The following is a 21874-nucleotide window of genomic DNA, read 5'->3' on the forward strand; positions in this document are numbered from 1 at the left end:
ATAGCCCGCGCGGAATGTTTTTCTCCGGTTTTATCGGGGAGATTCCACTACCATTACCCGCATGAGTGACGCACGAGAAGAGACGACCCCACCCCTCTCTCATGCCTCTCACCTGGGAACTTTCTATACTTACCGGCCCACCACCGCCAAGCGCATTCTCTCCGGCCTGAGCCTAGGCGTGGCCGCGCTTTTTCTCTTTGCCGCACTCCACGGCCTGCGCATTTACTAGGGTCAGGACGCTCTGTGGAACCTCTCCGCGGGACTGATTTACACCCTCGCCACGGGGCTCCCCGGCGGATACTGGCTGACGCACACGCTCCGCGACGTTCAGAGGGTGAATCGCTGGGCCGCCGCCCACGAGGCATACAGCACCAACTGGCAGTGGCTGGCGGAAAATGAGGCCCGCAATCCCGCCCATGAACTTCCCCACCTCCCGGCGCTGCCCAAGCGCCGCTGGTGGGTGGTGTGGGTCGTGGCGGTGGCTCTCTTTTTCCTCGCCGCCACCCTGGGCAATAACATGTCCGTGGTCTAGGCCCCGGAGAGCCCTACTTCACCACCAGATTCACCATGCGGCCGGGCACCACGATGGTCTTGACCACGTTCTTGCCCGCCACGTGCTCGGCCACCTTGGGGTCCGCCAGGGCGGCGTCGATAAGCACCTGCTGCTCGGCCTCGGCGGGGACGGTGATCCGCCCGCGCACCTTGCCATTGACCTGAACGGGCAGTTCCACCTCATCGTCCACCAGCCACTTTTCCTCGTGAGTGGGGAAGGGGACGAAGGCGATGGTGCCCTCGTGGCCCAGGCGCGCCCATAGTTCTTCTGCGATGTGCGGGGCCACGGGGGAGAGCATGATCGGCAGCGGCTCCACCAGGTCGCGGGGGACCTCGGTGGGGTAGGCCTTGGTGAGGTAATTGACGTACTCGATGAGCTTGGCCACCACCGTGTTGTTGTGGAGGTGGGCGTAATCCTCGCGCACCCCGGCGATCGTGCGGTGCAGGACCTTGAGGTCATCCTCGGTGGGAGCGGCGGCGGTGACGGTGACCTCGCCAGTCTCCTCCGCCACGATCAACCGCCACAGGCGCTGGAGGAAGCGGTGCGCACCCACCACATCCTTGGTGGCCCAGGGGCGGGAGGTGTCCAGGGGGCCCATCGCCATCTCGTACACGCGCAGGGTGTCCGCGCCAAAGTCTCGGCAAATATCGTCCGGGGCCACGGCGTTCTTGAGGGACTTACCCATCTTGCCGTACTCGCGCTTGACCTTCTCGCCCTGGTAGAAGAACTCGCCATCGCGCTCCTCCACCTCCGCCGCCGGGACGTACACGCCGCGGGCGTCGGTGTAGGCGTAGGCCTGGATATAGCCCTGGTTGAACAGGCGACGGTACGGCTCGGAGGAGGTAACGTAGCCGAGGTCAAAGAGCACCTTGTGCCAGAAGCGGGAGTACAGCAGGTGCAACACCGCGTGCTCCACGCCGCCCACGTACAGATCCACGCCGCCGGGATCCTGGGGGCCGTGCTGCTCGGGGCGCGGGCCCGTCCAATAGCGCTCGTTCTCAAGATCGCAGAATGCCTGGTCATTGGTGGGGTCGATGTAACGCAACTGGTACCAAGAGGAACCCGCCCACTGGGGCATGACGTTGGTGTCCCGGTAGTAGGTCTGAGGGCCATCGCCCAGATCCAGTTCCACCTCCACCCAATCGCGCACCTTGGCCAGGGGCGGGTGCGGCTCGGAATCGGCATCGTTCGGATCGGCCGCCTCCGGCTTATAATCCTCCACCTCGGGCAGGTTCACCGGCAGCATGGACTCCGGCAGGGCGTGGGCCAGGCCCTCGGCGTCATAGACGATGGGGAAGGGCTCTCCCCAGTACCGCTGGCGGGCAAAGAGCCAGTCGCGCAACTTGTACTGGATCGTGCCCCGGCCCGCGCCGCGCTCCTCCAGCCAGGCGATGGCCCGGGCGATGCCCGTGGCTTTATCGGTGCCATTGAGGTCCAGGCCGGAATCATTGGCGGAATTGACGTGGGCGCCATCGCCCTCATAGGCCTCCTGGTCAATCTGCCCGCCCTCGATCACCTCACGGATGGTCAGCCCAAAGGCCTGGGCAAACTCGTAATCGCGGGGATCGTGCGCGGGCACCGCCATGATGGCACCCGTGCCGTAGCCGGTGAGCACGTAATCCGCGATGAAAATGGGCACCTGCTGTCCATTGACGGGATTGGTGCCATAGACGCCCAGGAACACGCCCGTCTTATCCTTATTCTCCTGGCGCTCCAGATCGGACTTGGCCGCGATGTCCGCGCGATACGCCGCCACCGCCTCCTGCGGGGTGGCCTGGCCATACGTCCAGCGCTCGTCCACGCCCTCGTAGGTGCCGGTACCCCCGGCCACCAAGGCGTCCACCAGCTCGTGTTCCGGGGCCAGCACCATGTACGTGGCCCCAAAGAGGGTATCGGGACGGGTGGTAAACACCGTGAGATCGTGCCCCTGAGCGGGGAAGATCACCTCCGCGCCGCGCGAACGCCCGATCCAATTGCGCTGCATAGCCTTGACCTTCTCCGGCCAATCCACGTGCTCCAGATCGTCGCTGAGGCGATCCGCATACGCCGTAATACGCATCATCCACTGGGAAAGCCGCTTGCGGAACACCGGGAAATTGCCCCGCTCCGAGCGCCCGTCCGCCGTGACCTCCTCATTGGCCAAAACGGTACCCAGGCCGGGGCACCAATTCACCATGGAATAGGAGCGGTACACCAGGCGGAACTCATCAATCACCTTTTGCTTATCCAGCGGCGATAATTCCGCATAGGTGCCCGCAAATCCCTCCGGCAGCGGCATTTCTCCACTTTCCAGCAGGGCCACCAATTCCTCAATGCGGCGGGCCTTACCCTGGCGGGAATCAAACCAGGAATTATAAATCTGCAAGAAAATCCACTGCGTCCACCGATAAAACTCCGGGTCCGTGGTGGCCACGCTGCGGCGGCGATCATGGCCCAGGCCCAGCGCCCCGAGCTGGCGCTTCATATTCTCAATATTGGCCATCGTGGTGGTGCGCGGGTGCGTGCCCGTCTGAATGGCGTACTGCTCCGCGGGCAGGCCAAAGGCATCATATCCCAGGGTGTGCAGCACGTTCTTGCCCAGAGAGCGGTGGAAGCGGGCGTACACGTCCGTGGCGATGTACCCCAGCGGGTGCCCCACGTGCAGCCCCGCGCCGGAGGGGTAGGGGAACATGTCCTGCACAAAGAGTTTGTCCTCCGGCAGGGCGGCATTTCCCCCTTCCACGGCCAGTTCGCCCACTGGATTGGGCGCGTTAAACGTGCCGTTATCCGCCCAGTAACGCTGCCAGGATTGCTCGATCTGCGCGGCCAGATCGGCGGTATAGCGGTGCGGCGGGGTAGCGGGGGTATCGCTGGGATTCGTCATGGTTGAACAGTGTAGTAGGTGGATGGGACGGAGCGGAGGTGGAAGCCGTGCTTATCGACGCCCTCCCGCCGCAGGGTGGCAGGGGCGTCGATAAGCACAACCCCCGCGCGGCCGATTTTTTCGAACAAAAACTACCCCTTACCCCACCCCCACCTAGTAGCCTCAGTAACACTCCATGCCACGGCGGCGATTCTGCTACAGATAAAGCCCCCGCGGCAGCTTTAGACCGACCTCAAAAGGAGGCCATCTTTGACCAGCGCAGCTCCCTCTCCGGAACTGGACGCGCAGGCCCGCAGGCGCGTGCTCTTTGCCACCACCATCGGCACCGCCGTGGAGTGGTATGACTACTTCCTCTACGCAGCCTCCGCCAGTTTGGTGTTCAACCACCTCTTTTTCAGTGAGCTTGAGGGCAGCCTCGCCCTCATCCTCAGCTACCTCACCGTGGGCCTCTCCTTCCTCTTTAGGCCCTTCGGCGCCTTCCTGGCCGGGCACTTTGGCGATCGCTACGGCCGCCGCGTGGTGCTCATGGTCACGCTCTTTGGCATGGGCATCGCCACCACCCTCATCGGCGTGCTGCCCACCTACGAGGCCATTGGCATCGCCGCCCCCATCCTGCTGATCCTCCTGCGCATCATCCAGGGCATCTCCGCGGGCGGCGAGTGGGGCGGCGCGGTGCTGCTCTCCGTGGAGCACGCACCCGCCAACAAGCGCGGCCTCTTTGGCGCGTTCCCCCAGATGGGCGTGCCCGCCGGTCTGCTTCTTTCCTCCGGCGTCATGGCCCTGATGAGCAACATCGCCCCCGGCCAGGCCTTCCTGGACTGGGGTTGGCGCATTCCCTTCCTGCTGAGCATCGTGCTGGTGGGCGTGGGCTACCTGGTGCGCATGGGCGTGGAGGAATCGCCCGTGTTTGCCGAGATCGAGGAGCGCAAAAAGACCTCCCAGGCACCCATCGGGGACCTCTTCCGCAAGAGCACGCCCCTGGTGCTGGTGGCGGCCCTGCTCTTTGCCGGCAATAACGCCGTGGGCTACATGACCGCCGGTGGCTACGTGCAGAACTACGCCACCAACCCGGAGGGGCCCATCGCCCTGGAACGCAGCGTGGTGCTGTGGTCCGTCACCGCCTCCGCCGTGGCCTGGCTGGTCACCACCGGGTTCGCGGGCTGGATCTCCGACTTCTGGGGCCGCCGCACCACCTACATCGTGGGCTACCTGTTGCAACTAGTGGGCGCGGTGGCGCTCTTCCCCATCATCAACCTGGGCGGCTCCACCATGCTCACCCTCGGCCTGCTGGTACTCACCGTGGGCCTGGGCCTGACCTACGGGCAGCAATCCGCCACCTACGCGGAACTCTTCCCGGCCTCCATGCGCTTCTCCGGCGTATCCATCAGCTACGCCATCGGTGCAATCTTCGGCGGGGCCTTTGCCCCCATGATCGCCCAGTGGCTCTTTGACACCACCGGCGGCACCGCCGCCATCTCCGCGTACCTCGCCTTTATGACCCTCGTGGGCCTGGGCGCGGCCCTGGTCCTCCGCGACCGCAGCGGAATCCCCCTGGGCCCGGATCACGAGGCCGAGCAGGCCGTTTCCCCCTTGCGCTTCCACAAGGCGTAGCGCGCATGTAACGCGGGTATAGCGCGGCGCGCTCCTCAGACGCACAAACCCCGGATCATGGTGCCTTTCACCGCACCAGATCCGGGGTTCATCTTTCCCCGCTTAGGGGGCCACCTTAGGAGGCCGCCCCCTCGGCAGTCTTGGCCCCATCCGAGTTGTGCGTGCCCTGCTCGCCCTGCGCACTCTGTATGCCCTGCTCATTCTGCGCGTCTTGCCCACCCTGCTCCGGCAGGTCGCCGCGCGCAAACTTGTTGATGATGAGCGCGATCGCGCCGTCGCCCGTCACGTTCGCGGCGGTACCAAAGGAATCAATGGCGATGTAGGCGGCAATCATCAGGGCCACCTGGTCGTCGCTAAAGCCCAACATGCTACTCAGCAGCGCCACCGCCGCCATCACTCCGCCACCCGGCACGCCGGGGGCCGCGATCATCGTGATGCCCAGCATGAAGATGAAGCCCACGGCCAGGCCCACGGACACCTCCATGCCCGCCATGTACACGATGGCAAACGCAAAGAGCGTCAGCTTCATCATCGAGCCAGCCAGGTGAATCATCGCGCACAGCGGCACCACAAAGCCCGCCACGCTGGAGGAAACCCCATTCTTGCGCACCGCGCGATACGTCACCGGAATGGTCGCCGCCGAGGACGCCGTGCCCAGGGCCGTGCCATAGGCGGGCAACATCGTGCGCAGCGCCTTGATCGGATTCGTGCCCGTGAGCACCCCCGCGAGAACGAACTGGAAGAGCAGATACACCAGCGTCATCACCGTGGCCCGCACCAGCACCTTGCCAAAGGCCACCAGGGTATCCACCAGATTGCCGTTCATGCCCAGGTTCAGGAACATGCCGAAGATGAACAGCGGCAGCAGCGGCACGATGAAGGAACTCACCACCTTCATCACAATCTGCTCCAACTCCCGGGTGGCCTGGTAAAGCCGATCCGCCTTCATCGTGGCCATCGCCACGCCCAGGCAGAAGGCCAGCAGCAGGGCGCTCATCAATTCCAGCGGCGGCGGCATCTCCACCGTGAAATAAGGAGCCAGCGCGCCGGCATCAATATCCGCCACCTCCGTGTGCAACTGCTCCCCGGAAAGCATGCGCGGATACGCCCCGCGCGCCACCGCGTAGGCCAGCAGCCCCGAGAGCACCGTGGAGGCGTAGGCCACGCCCGTGGTGATGGCCAGCCACTTGCCCGCGCCCCGGCCCAGGCCCGCGATCGCCGGGGTAATCAGCGCGAAGATCAGCAGGGGTACAAAGAACCCCAGGAAGTTCGCAAACAGCCCATTAAAGGTAATGAAAACCCGCGCCAGAGACTCCGGGAGGAAGAAACTGCACGCGATACCCAGAATGATCGCCACGATCACCCGGAAAAGCAGCGAAGACGCCATGCGCTTGATGTCCATACGGTTCTGCGCTTTCTACTATCGACGACGAGGCTCGGCCACGGCACCCATGCTCCGCGTGGGGAGGGGGCACGTCAGACAACGCCCAGGTGGGGTTAGATTACAAGATCGCAGGGTGGGGGAGGTAGCCCGGTGGGCGGGGCCGAACGCGACCGAACGTGACTGAACGGAGCCAATCGGGGTGAAAGCGAGAAAAGGCCCCCAACCCAGGAGGGTCAGGGGCCGGGGCGCGTGGCGCTTATGTGGTTTTACTTGCGGGCGTCGCGCTCAGCTTGCTCAGCCTCGGTCACATCGCCAGCAGTCTCGATGCGCTCCTTCTTCAGCTCCTCGGACACGCGCTGAGTCTCGGTGACCTGCTCCTTCTCCAGGGCCACCTTCTCCTTGGCCACGGTGTCCTTGGACACGTTCACGCGCTCCTCGTGCAGCACCACGGAGGCCTCGCCCTCGGTCAGCGGCTGGCCGTCCACCTGCTCGTCGCCGGTGATCGGGGTGCGCACCACGCGCACCTCCTCGCGGCTCACGGGCACGTCCACCGTCTCGGTCTCGGTGACCACGAACTTGCGCAGGCGGGCCTCGCCGGTCTGCACGTTCTCCTTGGAGACGTTCAGCTCCTCCTCGGAGCGCACCAGGGAGTTATCGCCAGCGACGTCCGCCTTGGGGGCCGTGGGAGCCTTCTTCTCGGCGGTCTGGTCGGCGGCGACCTCGGTGGTGCCAGCCGTGGTACCGGCGGTAGTACCGGCGAAGCCAGCGGCCTCCTCGCGGGCGGCAGTGCGACCCTGCTCCTGGCGCTCCTGGGCACCGGACTCATAGATGTCCTGGTAGTCCGCAGCGTTCACGCCGTAGTGCTCGTTCAGGCGGTTCTGATCCGTGGTGGTCAGAGCGGTATCCGAACCAAAGTCCGGGGCGTCCTTGATGAGGTCCTTGGCAAAGGCCAGGCGGAGTTCCTCACCATCAAACTGAGCGCCGCGCAGCGGCACCAGGGAGGAATTCAGGCCGAAGAGACCGTGGCTGACCTCCACAAAGGTGGGCTTCCCGGTGTTATCGTCCAGGAAAACCTCCTTAATGCCGCCCAGCTTATCGCCGGTGTTATCGTAGGCGGTAGCGTCAAACAGATCCGCGATGTTCTTCTTCGTGCTCATGACAAAATCCTTTCTGTAAATAAAATCTTGCGGTTGAAAAACCTGCTTTGCCCAAGCAAATCCTTGGCGGAAAACCTCGCCGGTTATTCATTAACCGCTCGGCTGCTCGAACACTATCGACGCTATCAACGCCTCCCGAACCTCGCCAGGGAAATCCGGGCGGGTCACAAAAAGATCAAGGGCGTTTCCCACGCTCCTTAAAGCGTAATCCCGCGACCGCGCACGGCACTGAACAGGGGAAAGACGTGATGGCTCAAAAATGAGCGGGCGCGGCGCTGGGATGCTTTTCCCACCGTCACCACAGGAGAAAGTAACCAAATTGTTACCGGAATCGTGGCCGTCGCGCGCCGTCCGCAGTTCCAGACATGTCGTTTTTAGACCGTCCAGCACCCCACACCCAAGGGCCGGTCGCGCCCCTTGCCCCTCGGCCCCGAGCCCTACAAGTCCCTACAAATCCCTACGGGACCTATAAGCCACAGCGGGTCAGATGCTCCCCATACGAGGCGATGTCCTCCTCGATGGCCGGGTTCTTGTAGATGTCAAAGACGTTGAAACTGGGCAAAACGGTGTATCCACAGAAAAGATAGTTCGCGGAGATATTCACCAGCGCGTCATCGACGCTCTTGCCCCGGAATACCGGATTATCCGCGTTATCAAAGGCATCGCGTGGCGCGTTCCAGGTGGCAGAAATCATAAATTTCTTCCCCGCCATGTTCCCGCCCGAGCCATAGGGGATCGAAAGATCGCTCCGGGTGCGGCCATCACCACTGAGCAGGCTCTTATTTGCCAATGCCACGTTAAACACCTCATCGGTGTACTTCTTCCACGTCCACGGGGCGGAGAACCAATTGATCGGCGTTTGCAGAATCACCACATCCGCCTCCAGGTGCTTCCTTTCCTCCTCCTGAGCATCGTAACCGGCGTCGATGATGGTTTCCGTGACCTCATGGCCCTTGGCCGTAAAATATCCCTTGGCCTCTTCCATCACGGCCCGGTTCAGGGTGCCCTCGGACCACCCCGGATAATTAAGGTGTGCGTTGATCATCAACACATTCATGCGTGCCGTCTCCCTCGAATCCCTTGAAAAATAAACAAACGCCACCTTAATCCACTGCGATCCACGGCGGCGCTCCACGCCCCCGCTCACACGGTCTCCGCGAGCCTTCTTAATTCCCGCCAAAAAGCCAGGTCGCCAGCAGCGCACCCGGATCCATGACCCCGCACGAGGCCTCACCCACGTAGGCCGCGCGCCCCTTCCTTGCCACGATCTCCCGCGTGGATTCCGCCCCCGCCAGGGCTGCCCGGTACGCCTCCCCCAGTGCCTCATCGAGGTTCGCCCCGATCTCTGCCTGCCGCCCGGCCTCCTCGGCGGCGGGAAGGAGGGCGTCGAGAAGCGTGCCGTCACCGCGCTGCGCGCCGCCGAGTTCCGCGATGGCCTCGCACCCGCGCCGCAATCCGAGCGCCAGGCCCCGCGCGGACCCATCGCTGGCGGCCGCGAGTTCCCGGAACAGGGTGCCCAGCACCGCACCGGAGGTGCCGCCGGAGCGAATGAGAAAGCGCCGCGAGAGGCCACCGAGCACCGCCGCGTCCTCGCCGCGCAGGGGGAGGGGGAGGTCGCCCAGGGCGGCGTCCATGTTGGTGCCAAAGTCTCCGTCACCCGCCAGGCGATCGAGGTCGGTGAGTACCCCGGTGCCCTCCTGCACGCGGCGCACGAAGTCGCTGAGCCAGGCGTTGTCCGGGCCGTCGGTGGACAGGGCGTCCTCGGCGCGCAGCACGGCGGGGGAGTAGCGGTCCCCGCTCCCGAGGGATCTGGGCCAAGCGGGGGCGGTGGTAGGGGCGTCGATAAGGTCTACTATCTCCTCCGTGGTGCGAGCGAGGGTGAGCGAGGCCCCAGCCATGTTCAAGGCGGTGACGTAATTGCCCACCAGGCTGCGTCGAATGGTGATTCCGTGCCGCTCCAACCATGCGGCCGCCTGCCCGAAAAGCAGGTGTAGTTCCAGCGATGAGGTGCCGCCCAGGCCATTGACCAGGAAGATCACCTCCTCGCCGCGCTCCAATCCCAGCGAGCACACAATCTCACCCAGCAGCCGATCCACCACCTCCGCAGCGGGAGAAATAGCCTCACGGGAAGTACCGCGCTCGCCGTGAATACCCACGCCCACCTCCATCTGCCCGGAACCAAGATCAAAGGTCTTATTACCGCTGGTGGGCAGGTGGCCAGGAGCAAGCGCCACCGCCATGCTGCGGGAGTGATCCGCCACCCACTGCGCGATCTCCACCACCCGGTCGAGGCTATCCCCACGTTGGGCGGCGGCACCGGCCACCTTTTCCACCAAGATCGTCGCGGCGGTACCACGCCGCCCCGGCCCCTCATCCCCCGCACTCTCCGTGGCCACGTCCTCGGCCACCCGCACCTCACGGGTGCTCACCCCCTCGGCGGCAAGCGCTTGGCGAGCCACCCGGAAGTTCATCACGTCCCCGGTGTAATTCTTCACCACGTGCACCACCCCCGCACCGCGATCCGCCCAGCGCGTGGCCTCGGTGATCTGCACCGCATTGGGCGAGGTGAAGATCAGGCCGGGGCACACCGCGCTCAACATTCCCTCGGGCAGGAAGTCGGCGGGGGAGTTGCGGAAGGAGGGGTTGTTCATGCCGCCCAGGGTAGTGCGGTGATTGGTTGGGCGGCAGGGGGCGGCGCGGTGAAAGGTAGGCGGGGCGAGGCCTACAATGATCCTCATGATCTTCGGCGTGATCCTGCTTATCCTCGGCCTTATCCTCACCGTCATCGGCGGCCTCGCCTGGGCGGCCAAACTCCCCGGCAACGGGGTGGTGGGGATCCGCGTGCCGGAGGTGCGCAAGAGCCAGGAACTGTGGACGCTGGCGCACCGCATTGCCGGGCCCTTCTGGACGCTCGGCGGAATCTCCCTGCTCTTTGGCGCCTGCTTCGCCTTCATCGCCCAGGGCTGGCTGTGGGCGCTACCCATCTTCACCATTCTCATCGCCCTCGCGGCCGTGGGGGCCGGGGCCGGGCAGGCGGCGCACGCCGTGGCGGCTATCGACGCCCGCCGCATGATCGAGGCGGAGAACGGCGGCCCCAAGCCAGCGGTAGACATGGAGGCGCTGCGCCGCGCGGCGCGAGCCTCAGATCGCTAATACCCTTGCTTATTACCCATGCCACTGACTAGGATAGCGGTGTGACGTTGAGCATTTCTCTTTCCCCTCAGTGGTGGTGGCGCGCTTCCTAGCGGGCCGCCACATTCACGCATTATCTCAGGCTCGCGGGCTTCCCCAAGGGAAGCGGCGGGCCTTCCGTGTATCCGGGGTTCGCTTCACCGACAGCCGCAGAAAACAATCAAAGGATGAAGCCATATGACTAAAAGTGACCATACTCAACCCCATATCATCGAACGTAATGTGACGTATCACGAGGACGCCGCCGCGCTCTTCCGGGAACTCGGCGGCACCGATTCCACAGAACTTTACTCCGGGGCAGCGCTGCTGGAAAGCGCCGACATTTCCACTCGTTCCGGCATTAGTTCCCTCGCCGTCCTGGATACCTCCCTGCGGCTCACCTGCCAGGGCCAGAGCGTAGAGGTCATTCCGCTCAGCCCCTCCGGGGAACACCTCGCCGCATTGCTCCGGGCCACGCTCACCGACTACGCCGCCGAGGAGGGTTTTCAGTTTCCCTCCTCAGCAGCCACCGAGGAGGCCGAGCGCCTCACCGCGGTGAGCACCGTGGAGCCCCTGCGACGCCTCCAGTCCCTACCCGGCTTCCCTCCCGGACTTCCTCTGCTGGTGGGCGGTATGGCCTTTGATTACCTGGGCACCTTTGAGGAACTCCCCGAGGTGGCGGATTCCGCCAATACCTACCCCGATTATCAGTTCCACATGGCGGAGATCATGCTGGACATCAATCACCGCGAGCAGAGCGCGGTGCTGCGCGCCGTCGCGGTAGGGGAGCACGAGGCCACCGTGCGACGGCGCGTGGACGATCTCGCGGAGAAAATCTCGATGTTTCACGTGAAACACGAGCCATCCGCCGGTGATTCCTCCGTTTCCGAGGCCCCCGGTGTCTCCGTCATTTCCGGCCCCTCTAGCACCTCCGGCGGTTCCGATTCCACCGAACCGCAAGGCACCCTCCGCGTCACCGCCCAGACCTCCGACGCCGACTTCCGCACCCAGGTAGAAGAGATGAAGCGGCACATCGACTGCGGCGACATTTACCAGGTGGTACCCGCCCGCGCCTTCACCGCGCCCTGCCCGGATGCCTTTTCCGCATACCTGCACCTACGCGATACGAACCCCAGCCCCTACATGTTCTACCTGCGCGGCACCTCCACCGACGGGCGCCCCTACGAACTCTTTGGCGCCTCACCCGAGTCCAACCTCAAGTTCGAGGCCGCTTCCCGCACCCTACAGCTCTATCCCATCGCCGGAACCCGGCCGCGTGGCCTGCACCCGGACGGCTCGGTGAATCACGAGCTGGATATTCGTCAGGAACTCGCCATGCGCACGGACGCCAAGGAACTCTCCGAGCACACCATGCTGGTGGACCTCGCCCGCAATGATCTCGCTCGCGTGGCCGAACCCGGCACTCGCCGCGTGGCCGATCTCCTCCAGGTGGATCGCTATTCCCGCGTCATGCACCTCGTCTCCCGGGTCACCGCCACCCTCGCCCCCGATCTCGATGCCCTGGACGCCTATCGCGCCTGCATGAATATGGGCACCCTCACCGGCGCGCCAAAACTGCGCGCCACGGAACTTCTGCGCGGCGCAGAAAAGCAACGGCGCGGCTCCTACGGCGGGGCCGTGGGCTATCTGCGCGGGGGAGGGGACATGGATACCTGCATCGTGATCCGCTCCGCCTTTGTCCAAGACGGCATCGCCGTGGTGCAGGCCGGAGCCGGGGTGGTGCGGGATTCCGACCCCCAATCCGAGGCCGATGAAACCCTGCACAAGGCCTACGCCGTGCTGCACGCCCTGGCCCTGGCCGCCGATAAGAACCTGGAGGTAGTCCGATGAACTCCGCTCACATCGTTCTCGTGGACAATCACGATTCCTTTGTGTACAACCTCGTCGATGCCCTGCGCACCAGCGGACACCGCTGCACGGTATTCCGCAATACCGTGCCGGTGGCGGAGATCATGGCCGCCGAACCAGACCTACTCGTGCTCTCCCCGGGCCCCGGCCACCCCCGCCAGGCCGGAAACATGATGGATACCCTCGCGCTGGCCCTGGACCGCCAGATCCCGGTGCTGGGAATCTGCCTGGGATTCCAGGCGCTGCTGGAACACTTCGGCGGAAGCGTGGTGCCCTGCGGCCCCGTCCACGGCACCACGGACATCATGCGCCTCACCCCGGCCGCTGTTTCCTTGTTCCAGGGTCTGACTATCGACGCCGAGCCCGATCACCCCGAGGACCCCGGCCGCGCTGTGCCCGTGGCCCGGTATCACTCCCTGGGATGCACCACCGTTCCCACCGGCATGGAGGCCCTGGGGTGGTCCGATTCCCGGATAGGGGAGGTGGTCATGGCCGCCCGCTGCACCGAACACCCCGCCATCGGCCTGCAATTCCACCCGGAATCCGTGCTCAGCCCCAGCGGCCCCATTCTGCTCGATCGCCTCATCGCCCACCTCTTCACCCAACGAAAGGACGCCGCGTGACCACTCCCGAAGCCCTCCGCCTCCTCATCGCCTACCTCGACGAGCCACAACCCACCCCGGAGCAGGCCCAAGAGGTATTCACCCCCCTGACGGTGGGGGATTACGATGACGTCCACATCGCCGCCTTACTCACCGCCATCCGCACCAGGGGGGAGACCCAGGCCGATCTGCTGGGCGCGGCCCGCGCCTTCCTCGCCGCCGGGCGACCCTTTCCCATCACCGGGGCCGGTATCACCGATACCGCCGGAACCGGGGGAGACGGCCTGAACACCATCAACATCACTACCGGCGCCTCCCTCATCGCGGCGGCGGGAGGAGTGCCCATGATTAAATGCGGCAACCGCTCGGTATCCTCGGCCTCCGGCTCCGCCGATGTGCTAGAGGCCATGAATATCCCCCTGGACCTTGACCCCGAGCGCGCCGTGCGACAATTCCAGGCCTCCCGCTTCACGTTCCTCTTCGCCCCGGCCTACCACCCGGCCATCGCCCACGTGCAGCCCGTGCGCCGAGCACTGAAGATTCCCACCATCTTCAATATCCTCGGTCCTGTTCTTTCCCCGGCCCGCCCGGAGTTTCAGATCATGGGAGTGGCCAATCCGCGCCTGGGCAGAATGCTCGCGGAGGTATTCCGCGACCTCGGCCGTACCCGAGCACTGGTGGTGCACGGTTCCGGGGCCGATGAGATCGCGGTATGGGGCCCCACCCAGGTATGGGAACTCACCCCCTCCGGAGAAATCGAGGAGTACACCCTGACCCCGCAGGAGCTGGGCCTGAACACCCACGAACTCAGCTCCCTGGTGGGCGGGAACGCCCAGGAGAACGCCCGCCACCTCTACGCCGCCTTTGACGGCACCGGCCCCACCGCGCACCGGGAGGCTCTGGCCGCCTCCGCCGGGGCGATGTTCTATGTGTCCGGGCACAGCCCCACGATCCGCGAGGGCGTGGAGCGCGCCCTGTCTACGATGGCGGACGGAACCGTAAACCAGTGGCTGCACACGCACGAGGAGGCAAACTATGGCGACTAATCTTCCCACCGTTTTGGAGGGCATTGTCCAGGCTCGGCGCGGACACCTGGAGGAGATCCGCACCCGCATCGCCCACGTCGATCCGAGCACCCTACCGCGTTCCACCCGTTCCCTGTATCGCCACCTCGGCGGTGAGACTACAAGCGGTGTCTCGATAGGCGACGCGGCAACGGGCGCTGCACCGATGAACGTTGAGCGGGGGAGTAGGGCCCGCGCTCCTCGCTTCATCATGGAATGCAAGGCCGCATCCCCCTCTCTGGGCGTGATCCGCGAGCACTACGAGCCGGGTGCCATAGCAGCCATTTACTCCCGCTACGCCTCGGCCATCTCGGTACTATGCGAGCCGGAGCGCTTCGGTGGAGACTACGATCATCTGGCCACCGTGGCCGCCACCACGCATCTCCCGGTGCTCTGCAAGGACTTCATCATCGACCCCGTGCAGATTCACGCGGCACGGTACTTCGGGGCGGACGCCATCCTGCTCATGCTTTCCATCCTCGACGATGTGGATTACACCAACCTCTCCGCCGAGGCTGCTCGGCTGAACATGGATGTGCTCACCGAGGTCATCGACGAGGAAGAGGTAGCCCGCGCGCAGCGCCTGGGTGCGCGGATCGTAGGCATCAATCACCGCAATCTCCATGACCTCTCCATCGACCTCTCTCGCTCCCAGCGCCTCGCCGCGCTGCTGCCTCACGACGTCGTGGTGGTCTCCGAGTCCGGTATCCGCGACCACGCCACCGTCTCCCGCCTCGGTGCGCACTCCCACGCCTTCCTGGTGGGATCACAACTCACCGGCCAATCGGACATCGACCGGGCTGCCCGCCGCCTGGTCTACGGGGAAAACAAAGTCTGCGGCCTCACTCGACCCTCGGCCGCACAGGCGGCCCGGGCGGCCGGGGCAGTGTATGGCGGCCTCATTTTCGAGGAGTCCTCGCCACGCAATGTTTCACGTGAAACAGCGCAGGCGATCATCGCCGCGGAACCCGGCCTGGATTATGTGGCCGTATCTCGGCGCACCTCCGGCTGGGCGGACCTCATCGAGGAGATTGGCGTCACCGCGATTCAGGTACACGCCCCCTACCAAGAATCCCCGGAGGGGGAGCGGGCCATGCTCCAAGAGATTCGTGCCGACCTCGATGCCCACGGGCTCACGGAGGTGGCGATTTGGCGCGCCGTCTCCATGACTAATCCCGTGACTAATCCCATGACGGACCGACTAACGGAACCCCTGACGGAATCCAACGCCATTCAGGCGACACAAAGAGCCCAGGACCTCGCCGCACTCATTGAGGACGGCCCCCTTGAACGCCTAGTGCTGGACTCCGGATCCGGGGGCACCGGAGAGGCCTTCGACTGGGCCCAGATACCCCACGAGGTTCTTTCCGTCTCCCTCCTCGCCGGGGGGATCGACCTCGATAACCTCTCTCAGGCGCTCAACGTGGGCTGCTTGGGCGTGGACCTCAATTCCGGCGTGGAATACGGGCCGGAATCTGGGGAGTGGGCCGGGCACAAGGATGCCGCCGCCCTCCGTCACGCCTTCCAGATCATCCGCTCTCATAGCACTCCTCACGAAGGGAAATAGATTCATGTCCGATACCCACCCCCTGCTCCCGGCATACTTTGGGGAGTTCGGCGGCCAGTTCGTCCCCGAATCCCTCATTCCCGCCCTCGATCAGCTAGAGCGCGCCTTTGTAGACGCCCTCCAGGATGATGCGTTCATGGAGGAATACCGTTCCCTCCTCCGCGATTACCTCGGGCGCCCCACCCCCCTCACAGAGTGCCGCAATGTTCCACGTGAAACATCCCCGGCGGCTTCGGCTTCCTCATCAGCCCTCCCGAACCCATCGGGCCCGGCTTCCTCGGAATCCCCGGAAACTTCGTCCACTTCGGACTCCCCGCGCGTGCGCATCTTCCTCAAGCGCGAGGACCTGGTGCACGGCGGTGCCCACAAGACCAACCAGGTGATCGGACAGATTCTCCTGGCCAAGAAGATGGGCAAGAAGCGCATTATTGCCGAGACCGGCGCGGGCCAACACGGAACCGCCACGGCCCTCGCCTGCGCCCTGCTCGGCATGGAATGTGTGATCTACATGGGTGCCAAGGACGTGGAGAGACAGCAACCTAACGTCTATCGCATGAAGTTGCACGGGGCCACCGTGGTCCCCGTGGATACCGGCTCCGGCACCCTCAAGGACGCCGTGAATGAGGCGCTGCGCGATTGGACGGCCACCTTCCACGAATCGCATTATCTGCTGGGCACCGCCGCCGGCCCGCACCCTTTCCCCACGCTGGTCAAGGAGTTTCACCGCGTGATCTCTCAGGAGGCCAAGGCGCAGATCATCGAGCGCACCGGCTCCCTCCCGGACGTGGTGGTGGCCTGCGTGGGTGGCGGCTCCAACGCCATCGGCATGTTCGCGGAGTTCATCGAGGAACCCTCCGTGGAGTTGGTGGGCACCGAGGCCGCCGGGGAAGGGGTGGACTCCGGCCGCCACGGGGCCACCATCACCAACGGCCAGGTGGGTATCCTCCACGGGGCGCGCTCCTATCTCATGCGCACCTCCGAGGGACAGGTGGAGGAATCCTATTCCATCTCCGCAGGGCTAGATTATCCCGGCGTAGGCCCGGAGCACGCACATCTTTCGGCCACGGGGCGCGCGCACTACGTGGGTATTACGGACGCCGAGGCCCTGGAGGCCTTCCAGATTCTGGCTCGCCGTGAGGGCATTATTCCGGCCCTGGAATCCTCCCACGCCTTCGCCTACGCCCTCAAGCGCGCCCGCACGGCACAGGAAAATAATCAGGATCTCACCATCTTGGTCTCGCTATCGGGTCGCGGCGACAAGGACGTGGATCACGTGCGCCGCACCCTCGACGAGCACCCGGAACTCGTGCTCCCCGAACTCACCCTGGAGGAAAACCGATGAGCCGCTTCACCACCCTCTTTTCCCGCCTGAACAACGAGGGCGCCTTTGTCCCCTTCCTCATGCTGGGCGATCCCTCCCCGGAGGATACCCTCGCCATCGTTCGCACCCTCATCGCCGCCGGGGCCGACGCCCTTGAACTCGGAGTACCCTTCTCTGACCCCGTGGCCGATGGCCCCACCATTCAAGCCTCCCATGTCCGCGCGCTGGCCGGGGGAGTGGGCCTTGCCGACGCCCTCGCCTTAATCCGCACGATCCGCGAGGAGTTTCCGCGCCTTCCCTTGGGGATACTCGTGTACGGTAACGTTCCGTTCTCGCGCGGTCTGGATACGTTCTATCGGGAGTTTGCGGAGGCCGGAGCGGACGCGATTCTCCTCCCCGATATTCCGGTGCGGGAGGGTGCGCCCTTTATCGCCGCCGCCGAACGCGCGGGCATTGATCCCGTGTTCATCGCCCCGGCACAGGCCTCGGAGGCGGTATTGGAGTCGGTGTCCGCGCACTCCAAAGGATACATCTATGCCGTGTCCCGCGATGGTGTCACTGGCACGGAGAAGCAATCGGAGACCACGGGGCTCAAGGAGGCCGTGGAACACGTTGCCCACTTTGGCGGTGCCCCCATTCTCTTGGGCTTTGGTATTTCTCGTCCAGAGCACGTGCGAGCCGCCGTGCAGGCCGGGGCTGCGGGAGCCATCACCGGTTCCGCCATCACGCGGATCGTGGAAAAGCATTGCGTGCCCGACGCCTCGCGTTCCTCTCACCCCGAGTCCCACTCCAGGTCCCACTCCGAACACGATCTCCCGGCCTATCGGGTGGATAACATGGAGGCGCTTCAGGCGGAACTGGGGGAATACGTGCGAGAGATGAAGAAGGCAACACTGTGACTTAAAATCACTTAGGCTCCGCTTGCTTTTCCGCGGGACCTTGGCGGCGCATACTGGGAGGCATGGTCGAATCTCAGCTTCCCCCGTGCAGCCGCCGCCTCTTTCTCCTGGGGAGCGCCACTACCTTCGCCGGAGCGGTACTCGCCGCCTGTGGTTCTGGCCCCTCCGAGGAAATCGCGGCCACCGATGTCCCCGTGGGCAGCGCCGTGATCGTGGGGGACTTCATCATCGCCCAGACACAGCAGGGCCAATACCGCGCCTACTCCACCACCTGCCCACATCAAAGCAGCAAGATCACCGAGGTGGAGGGGGAGACTGTGCGCTGCACCGCCCACAATTCCGTGTTCTCTCTCAGCGATGGCTCGGTGGTGGAGGGCCCGGCTCGTGCGCCACTGACCGAGGGCAGCGTGGAGGAAAAGGGAGCAAACCTGAGCGTGAGCCTCTAGCACCCTCTAAACTCTCCTGAATGAGCCTGCTGAAACGCCAAGACCCCCTCATCTTTCTCATCATCGCCGCCGTGCTGGTGGCCATCGTGGTACCCGCCCGTGGTTCCTTTGCGGAGGCATTTTCCACGGCCACCTCCGTGGCCATCGCGGTGCTCTTTTTCCTCTATGGCGCTCGGCTTTCCACTCAGGAAGCCCTGCGCGGGCTCTATCACTGGCGGCTTCACCTGTTGATCCTCGCATTCACGTTCCTTGTCTTTCCCCTCCTCGGGCTGGCACTCAAGCCCCTCACACTCTTCCTCTCGGAGGATCTTTACCTGGGCATCCTCTTTCTGACTCTGGTGCCCTCCACGGTGCAGTCCTCGGTGGCGTTTACCTCCATCGCCAAGGGCAACGTGGCGGGGGCCCTCGTGGCGGCCTCCGTGAGTAACCTCGCCGGGGTATTCTTCACCCCCTTGCTTGTTTTCGCCTTCATGAACTCTCGTTCGGGTCTGCACATTGATGCCTCCGTGTTCCTGGACATCGCCCTGCAACTCCTCGTTCCCTTTATCCTGGGGCAACTGGCGCACCGCTGGATCAAGGGCTTTGCGGCGCACAAGGCCACCAAGATCGTGGATCGTGGCTCCATCACCATGGTGGTCTACTCCGCCTTTTCCGCTGGCATGGTCAGCGGGGTATGGCAATCCACCTCCGTGGCGGAGATCCTTTTTCTCATCGCACTCTCCATCGCCCTGGTGGCCTTCATGCTGTGGCTCACCCGCGTGAGCGCCCAGCGCCTGGGGTTCGATAGGGGAGACGTGCTAGCGGTGCAATTCTGCGGCACCAAGAAGTCCCTGGCCTCGGGCCTGCCCATAGCCTCAGTGATCTTTGGGGGCGCATCCCTGGGACTATTAATCCTGCCTTTGATGATCTTCCACCAGGTGCAGTTGATGATGTGTTCCTGGTTGGCCTCCCGCTACGCCCGCCAGGCAGAGAACGCCGCGGAGGGTTCCGCGAAGAGTCCAACGGAAAACTCGTAGAACCGCTCGCGGAACTCCGCAGAGAATTTCAGCGCTCTACTACAATGAACCCAATGAGTTCCCCCCTGTTTGTCCGCACCACCCTCACGATCCCCGGGGCCGGTACCGCCACGCACGTGGCGGAGTTGCTCCCCCTCAATCCCGAACAGTGCCGCATGGTGCGCATTGTGGAGGTCGATCCCGCGGGGAATCCGGTGGGTGCGGCGGCGGGGGATCGTCACTACGGCATGGATACCCCACCGCAGGAGATCGTGCCCCATCCCGATACTTATGGGGCCTTCCCCGATATTTCCGCCACCCGCCTGGGAGGAGAGGAGTTCCAGGCCCTGTGGGAAAGCGCGCTTAAAAAGTTTCCCGGCCTCAACACCTAAGCCTCGGCGCTCAAACCCACCCGGCACCCAAGCCCGCTCAGACCCTAGGCCCGAACGCCCCAACACCTCATCCCACCGCACCGCCCACACCCCCGCAACCCACTGTGAACCTGCGAGGAACTACCTAGAACACCACGTTCACCAGGATCATGTACAGGACGGTACCACCCAGAATGGACAGGCCCGCCTGCCGCTTCCAGGCGTGCAAACCCAGCGTGGCCCCGGCCGCCAGCAGGGAGGCCCATAGGCCACCAGGGTTATTTCCCTGCCCGGCCAGGGTGTACACCACCAGCACGACCATCACGCCCACGGGCATGGTCAGCCCCAGGGTCCCCATGAAGCGACTCCGCCGCAATGCCTTCTTGGCGTTATAGGGGAGTTGTCGCAGCAGCACCGTCACCACCGCCACGGGCAGCAACACCGCCGCCACCATGCCCAGGCTCACGCCCTCGGGTAGGCCCAGGTCAGTCATTCTTCCTCCCCGTCGCGCTGTGCAGCCCCTCCATCGGCCGCACCGGGCTTTCCGCGCGTCTCTTTTTCACCCCGCGCATTCCCCGCGCTCTTCCCGTCGGAAGGCACGCCCCGCGATTCCGCCCAGCGGAAGCGCACCACCAGAATCAGGAAGTACGCCACCAGGGCCACCATGAGCATCTGTCCCGGTGCCACCAGAGCGGCCACCACGGCCAGGGCACCAGCCAGGAGCGGCAGGGAAATATCCCGATTATTGTCAAAGGATTCCCAGGCCAGCACGATGAAGAGCGCGGTGAGGGCAAACTCCATTCCTTTGATGTCGGCCGGAATCACCTGCCCCAGGAGTGCCCCGAGGATGCCGGGAACCACCCAGAGCACCTGGCAGAATATCTGAATAGTCAGCACTCGCACGCCGCTGAGCGCCCCCGGCGGATGTGCGGAGGCTACGGCATAGGATTCGTCGGTAAGCGCATAGGTGGAGTACGCCCGCCCTGCCTTGCCCGAAATCGCCTCACGGGGGAAGGTCAGGCCGTAGAAGATGTGCCGGAAGTTCACCATGAAGCCGGTGATCGCGGCGGAGAAGGGGCCGATTCCCGCAGAGACCAGGCTGATGGCCAGAAACTCCATCGAGCCGGCGTATATCACCACGGAGAAAATGGGCGTCCACCACCAGGCGTAGCCGGATTGCACCATGAGCACCCCAAAGGCCAGTCCCAGGGGGATCAATCCCAGGCCCACCATCCACGTATCCGAGAGGCCCGCGCGTATATCCCGCCATGTTTCACGTGAAACATCCCGCGGGCCGCGCATTAGTTCTCTCCCGGATCGACGGGGTAGGTGGAAAAGAGCGGCAACGGCATGGGCTGGCGGCGCATGACCTCCGCCCACAAATCGGAGCGCCCCGGGGCCACCACGTCCGAGGGGAGAGCCGGGGCCACGTACCAGTCCCCGCGCTCGATCTCCTCCTGTAACTGCCCCGGCCCCCATTCCGCATACCCGGCAAAGAGCCGCATACCCTCGATGTCCTCGGTCAGGGTCGAGGGATCGGCCCCCAGGTCCACCATCACCAGGCGGGTGGCCAGGCGATTGAGATGGGGGTGCCCATCCGCCTCCACGCCCTGCGCCGGAACCCCCACGCCCACCACGGACTGCTGTTGCAGGGGGCCGCCAATGTACAGCGCCTGGGGCTTGGCCACCACCTCCAACCACTCCGGCATGACGTTGTACACGGCCAGATCGCTGCGGGAGGCCAGATTCACCCCGAAGGTCAGCACATCGTTGTGCTCGATCACCAGTACCACGGATCGCGCAAAGGCCTCCGATTCCATGCCCGGGGCCGCCACCAGGAGCATTCCCGGTGCGGGGTCGTTGCGCTCTAGGGCATTAAATAATCTATCCGCGTAGTATTCCTCGGCCACGGCAGCCTCATCCTTCCTTTTCGCGCCACTCGGGCACGGTCACCCCGAGCAACGGGTCCAACGATCACGGTCACACAGTCGCGCAGTCACG

Annotated in this window: 20 protein-coding genes and 1 pseudogene; 13 read left to right on the forward strand and 8 right to left on the reverse strand. The window is 64.5% G+C overall.

Annotated elements, in window-relative coordinates; all coding sequences use genetic code 11:
- The first annotated feature begins 61 nt into the window (after nucleotides 1–61).
- Nucleotides 62–229, forward strand: a complete 168-nt coding sequence (locus OLW90_RS11345) for a hypothetical protein (protein WP_319650211.1) — start codon at nucleotides 62–64, stop codon at nucleotides 227–229.
- Nucleotides 230–334: 105 nt separating this feature from the next.
- A complete protein-coding gene (locus OLW90_RS11350) occupies nucleotides 335–532 on the forward strand; it encodes a hypothetical protein (protein ID WP_319650212.1) in 198 nt (65 codons plus the stop codon).
- A 13-nt stretch (nucleotides 533–545) separates the two neighbouring features.
- Here the strand turns inward: OLW90_RS11350 and leuS are convergent, their stop codons facing one another.
- Nucleotides 546–3416, reverse strand: coding sequence for a leucine--tRNA ligase (gene leuS / locus OLW90_RS11355; protein WP_319650213.1), 2871 nt, complete (start codon nucleotides 3414–3416; stop codon nucleotides 546–548).
- Between the two features lie 249 nt (nucleotides 3417–3665).
- Here leuS and OLW90_RS11360 point away from each other — a divergent pair, with 249 nt between their 5' ends.
- On the forward strand, nucleotides 3666–5027 hold the full coding sequence (locus tag OLW90_RS11360) for an MFS transporter (protein ID WP_319650214.1): 1362 nt from the start codon (nucleotides 3666–3668) through the stop codon (nucleotides 5025–5027).
- Nucleotides 5028–5142: 115 nt separating this feature from the next.
- On the opposite strand, the gene OLW90_RS11365 is transcribed toward OLW90_RS11360, so the two are convergent.
- From OLW90_RS11365 to OLW90_RS11380, 4 genes are all read right to left on the reverse strand, one after another.
- Complete coding sequence (locus OLW90_RS11365) at nucleotides 5143–6429, reverse strand: dicarboxylate/amino acid:cation symporter (RefSeq protein ID WP_319650215.1); 1287 nt, start codon at nucleotides 6427–6429, stop codon at nucleotides 5143–5145.
- Nucleotides 6430–6677: 248 nt separating this feature from the next.
- On the reverse strand, nucleotides 6678–7568 hold the full coding sequence (locus OLW90_RS11370) for a PRC and DUF2382 domain-containing protein (RefSeq protein WP_319650216.1): 891 nt from the start codon (nucleotides 7566–7568) through the stop codon (nucleotides 6678–6680).
- A 466-nt stretch (nucleotides 7569–8034) separates the two neighbouring features.
- Nucleotides 8035–8625, reverse strand: coding sequence for an NAD(P)H-dependent oxidoreductase (locus OLW90_RS11375; RefSeq protein WP_319650217.1), 591 nt, complete (start codon nucleotides 8623–8625; stop codon nucleotides 8035–8037).
- Between the two features lie 109 nt (nucleotides 8626–8734).
- Nucleotides 8735–10219, reverse strand: a complete 1485-nt coding sequence (locus tag OLW90_RS11380; protein WP_319650218.1) for a dihydroxyacetone kinase subunit DhaK — start codon at nucleotides 10217–10219, stop codon at nucleotides 8735–8737.
- An 85-nt stretch (nucleotides 10220–10304) separates the two neighbouring features.
- Between OLW90_RS11380 and OLW90_RS11385 the strand changes: the two genes are divergently transcribed.
- From OLW90_RS11385 to OLW90_RS11430, 10 genes and pseudogenes are all read left to right on the forward strand, one after another.
- Complete coding sequence (locus OLW90_RS11385; RefSeq protein ID WP_319650219.1) at nucleotides 10305–10721, forward strand: SdpI family protein; 417 nt, start codon at nucleotides 10305–10307, stop codon at nucleotides 10719–10721.
- A gap of 216 nt (nucleotides 10722–10937) precedes the next feature.
- Nucleotides 10938–12590 (forward strand): anthranilate synthase component 1, encoded by a 1653-nt coding sequence (locus OLW90_RS11390; RefSeq protein WP_319650220.1) that lies wholly within the window; start codon nucleotides 10938–10940, stop codon nucleotides 12588–12590.
- Entirely contained in the window at nucleotides 12587–13231 is a 645-nt protein-coding gene (locus OLW90_RS11395; RefSeq protein ID WP_319650221.1) for an anthranilate synthase component II, read from the forward strand. The genes OLW90_RS11390 and OLW90_RS11395 overlap by 4 nt, the downstream gene beginning before the upstream one ends.
- A complete protein-coding gene (gene trpD, locus OLW90_RS11400) occupies nucleotides 13228–14256 on the forward strand; it encodes an anthranilate phosphoribosyltransferase (RefSeq protein WP_319650223.1) in 1029 nt (342 codons plus the stop codon). The genes OLW90_RS11395 and trpD overlap by 4 nt, the downstream gene beginning before the upstream one ends.
- Nucleotides 14246–15841, forward strand: coding sequence for a bifunctional indole-3-glycerol-phosphate synthase TrpC/phosphoribosylanthranilate isomerase TrpF (gene trpCF, locus OLW90_RS11405; protein WP_319650224.1), 1596 nt, complete (start codon nucleotides 14246–14248; stop codon nucleotides 15839–15841). Before trpD ends, trpCF begins: the two co-directional genes overlap by 11 nt.
- A gap of 307 nt (nucleotides 15842–16148) precedes the next feature.
- Nucleotides 16149–17183 (forward strand): annotated as a pseudogene (gene trpB, locus OLW90_RS11410) (tryptophan synthase subunit beta); the annotation flags it as partial.
- Nucleotides 17180–18061 carry a tryptophan synthase subunit alpha gene (trpA, locus tag OLW90_RS11415; protein WP_319650226.1) on the forward strand — a complete coding sequence of 294 codons (882 nt, stop codon included), beginning with the start codon at nucleotides 17180–17182 and terminating at the stop codon, nucleotides 18059–18061. The pseudogene trpB and the gene trpA, both read left to right, overlap by 4 nt.
- A gap of 62 nt (nucleotides 18062–18123) precedes the next feature.
- Nucleotides 18124–18507, forward strand: a complete 384-nt coding sequence (locus tag OLW90_RS11420) for a Rieske (2Fe-2S) protein (protein ID WP_319650227.1) — start codon at nucleotides 18124–18126, stop codon at nucleotides 18505–18507.
- A 20-nt stretch (nucleotides 18508–18527) separates the two neighbouring features.
- Nucleotides 18528–19523: a bile acid:sodium symporter family protein gene (locus OLW90_RS11425; RefSeq protein ID WP_319650228.1), complete on the forward strand. Its 996-nt coding sequence runs from the start codon at nucleotides 18528–18530 to the stop codon at nucleotides 19521–19523.
- A 53-nt stretch (nucleotides 19524–19576) separates the two neighbouring features.
- Nucleotides 19577–19894, forward strand: coding sequence for a hypothetical protein (locus OLW90_RS11430; RefSeq protein ID WP_319650229.1), 318 nt, complete (start codon nucleotides 19577–19579; stop codon nucleotides 19892–19894).
- Nucleotides 19895–20018: 124 nt separating this feature from the next.
- On the opposite strand, the gene OLW90_RS11435 is transcribed toward OLW90_RS11430, so the two are convergent.
- From OLW90_RS11435 to OLW90_RS11445, 3 genes are all read right to left on the reverse strand, one after another.
- Nucleotides 20019–20366: a branched-chain amino acid transporter permease gene (locus OLW90_RS11435; RefSeq protein WP_319650230.1), complete on the reverse strand. Its 348-nt coding sequence runs from the start codon at nucleotides 20364–20366 to the stop codon at nucleotides 20019–20021.
- Nucleotides 20363–21106: an AzlC family ABC transporter permease gene (locus OLW90_RS11440; RefSeq protein ID WP_413464514.1), complete on the reverse strand. Its 744-nt coding sequence runs from the start codon at nucleotides 21104–21106 to the stop codon at nucleotides 20363–20365. Before OLW90_RS11440 ends, OLW90_RS11435 begins: the two co-directional genes overlap by 4 nt.
- Nucleotides 21107–21174: 68 nt before the next feature.
- Nucleotides 21175–21783, reverse strand: coding sequence for a YqgE/AlgH family protein (locus OLW90_RS11445; RefSeq protein ID WP_319650233.1), 609 nt, complete (start codon nucleotides 21781–21783; stop codon nucleotides 21175–21177).
- Nucleotides 21784–21874: the final 91 nt, after the last annotated feature.

Origin of the sequence: Corynebacterium sp. 21KM1197, assembly GCF_033783015.1 — a bacterium.
Taxonomy (GTDB): Bacteria; Actinomycetota; Actinomycetes; order Mycobacteriales; family Mycobacteriaceae; genus Corynebacterium.

Bases quoted from the DNA above. Each gene is read 5' to 3' on its own strand.
- OLW90_RS11435 (WP_319650230.1), bottom strand. From the start codon at position 20,366: ATGACTGACCTGGGCCTACCCGAGGGCGTGAGCCTGGGCATGGTGGCG.
- OLW90_RS11390 (WP_319650220.1), top strand. From the start codon at position 10,938: ATGACTAAAAGTGACCATACTCAACCCCATATCATCGAACGTAATGTG.
- OLW90_RS11420 (WP_319650227.1), top strand. From the start codon at position 18,124: ATGGTCGAATCTCAGCTTCCCCCGTGCAGCCGCCGCCTCTTTCTCCTG.
- OLW90_RS11430 (WP_319650229.1), top strand. From the start codon at position 19,577: ATGAGTTCCCCCCTGTTTGTCCGCACCACCCTCACGATCCCCGGGGCC.
- OLW90_RS11375 (WP_319650217.1), bottom strand. From the start codon at position 8,625: ATGAATGTGTTGATGATCAACGCACACCTTAATTATCCGGGGTGGTCC.
- OLW90_RS11380 (WP_319650218.1), bottom strand. From the start codon at position 10,219: ATGAACAACCCCTCCTTCCGCAACTCCCCCGCCGACTTCCTGCCCGAG.
- trpCF (WP_319650224.1), top strand. From the start codon at position 14,246: ATGGCGACTAATCTTCCCACCGTTTTGGAGGGCATTGTCCAGGCTCGG.
- OLW90_RS11425 (WP_319650228.1), top strand. From the start codon at position 18,528: ATGAGCCTGCTGAAACGCCAAGACCCCCTCATCTTTCTCATCATCGCC.
- trpA (WP_319650226.1), top strand. From the start codon at position 17,180: ATGAGCCGCTTCACCACCCTCTTTTCCCGCCTGAACAACGAGGGCGCC.
- OLW90_RS11365 (WP_319650215.1), bottom strand. From the start codon at position 6,429: ATGGACATCAAGCGCATGGCGTCTTCGCTGCTTTTCCGGGTGATCGTG.
- OLW90_RS11370 (WP_319650216.1), bottom strand. From the start codon at position 7,568: ATGAGCACGAAGAAGAACATCGCGGATCTGTTTGACGCTACCGCCTAC.
- leuS (WP_319650213.1), bottom strand. From the start codon at position 3,416: ATGACGAATCCCAGCGATACCCCCGCTACCCCGCCGCACCGCTATACC.
- OLW90_RS11440 (WP_413464514.1), bottom strand. From the start codon at position 21,106: ATGGTGGGCCTGGGATTGATCCCCCTGGGACTGGCCTTTGGGGTGCTC.
- OLW90_RS11395 (WP_319650221.1), top strand. From the start codon at position 12,587: ATGAACTCCGCTCACATCGTTCTCGTGGACAATCACGATTCCTTTGTG.
- OLW90_RS11385 (WP_319650219.1), top strand. From the start codon at position 10,305: ATGATCTTCGGCGTGATCCTGCTTATCCTCGGCCTTATCCTCACCGTC.
- OLW90_RS11345 (WP_319650211.1), top strand. From the start codon at position 62: ATGAGTGACGCACGAGAAGAGACGACCCCACCCCTCTCTCATGCCTCT.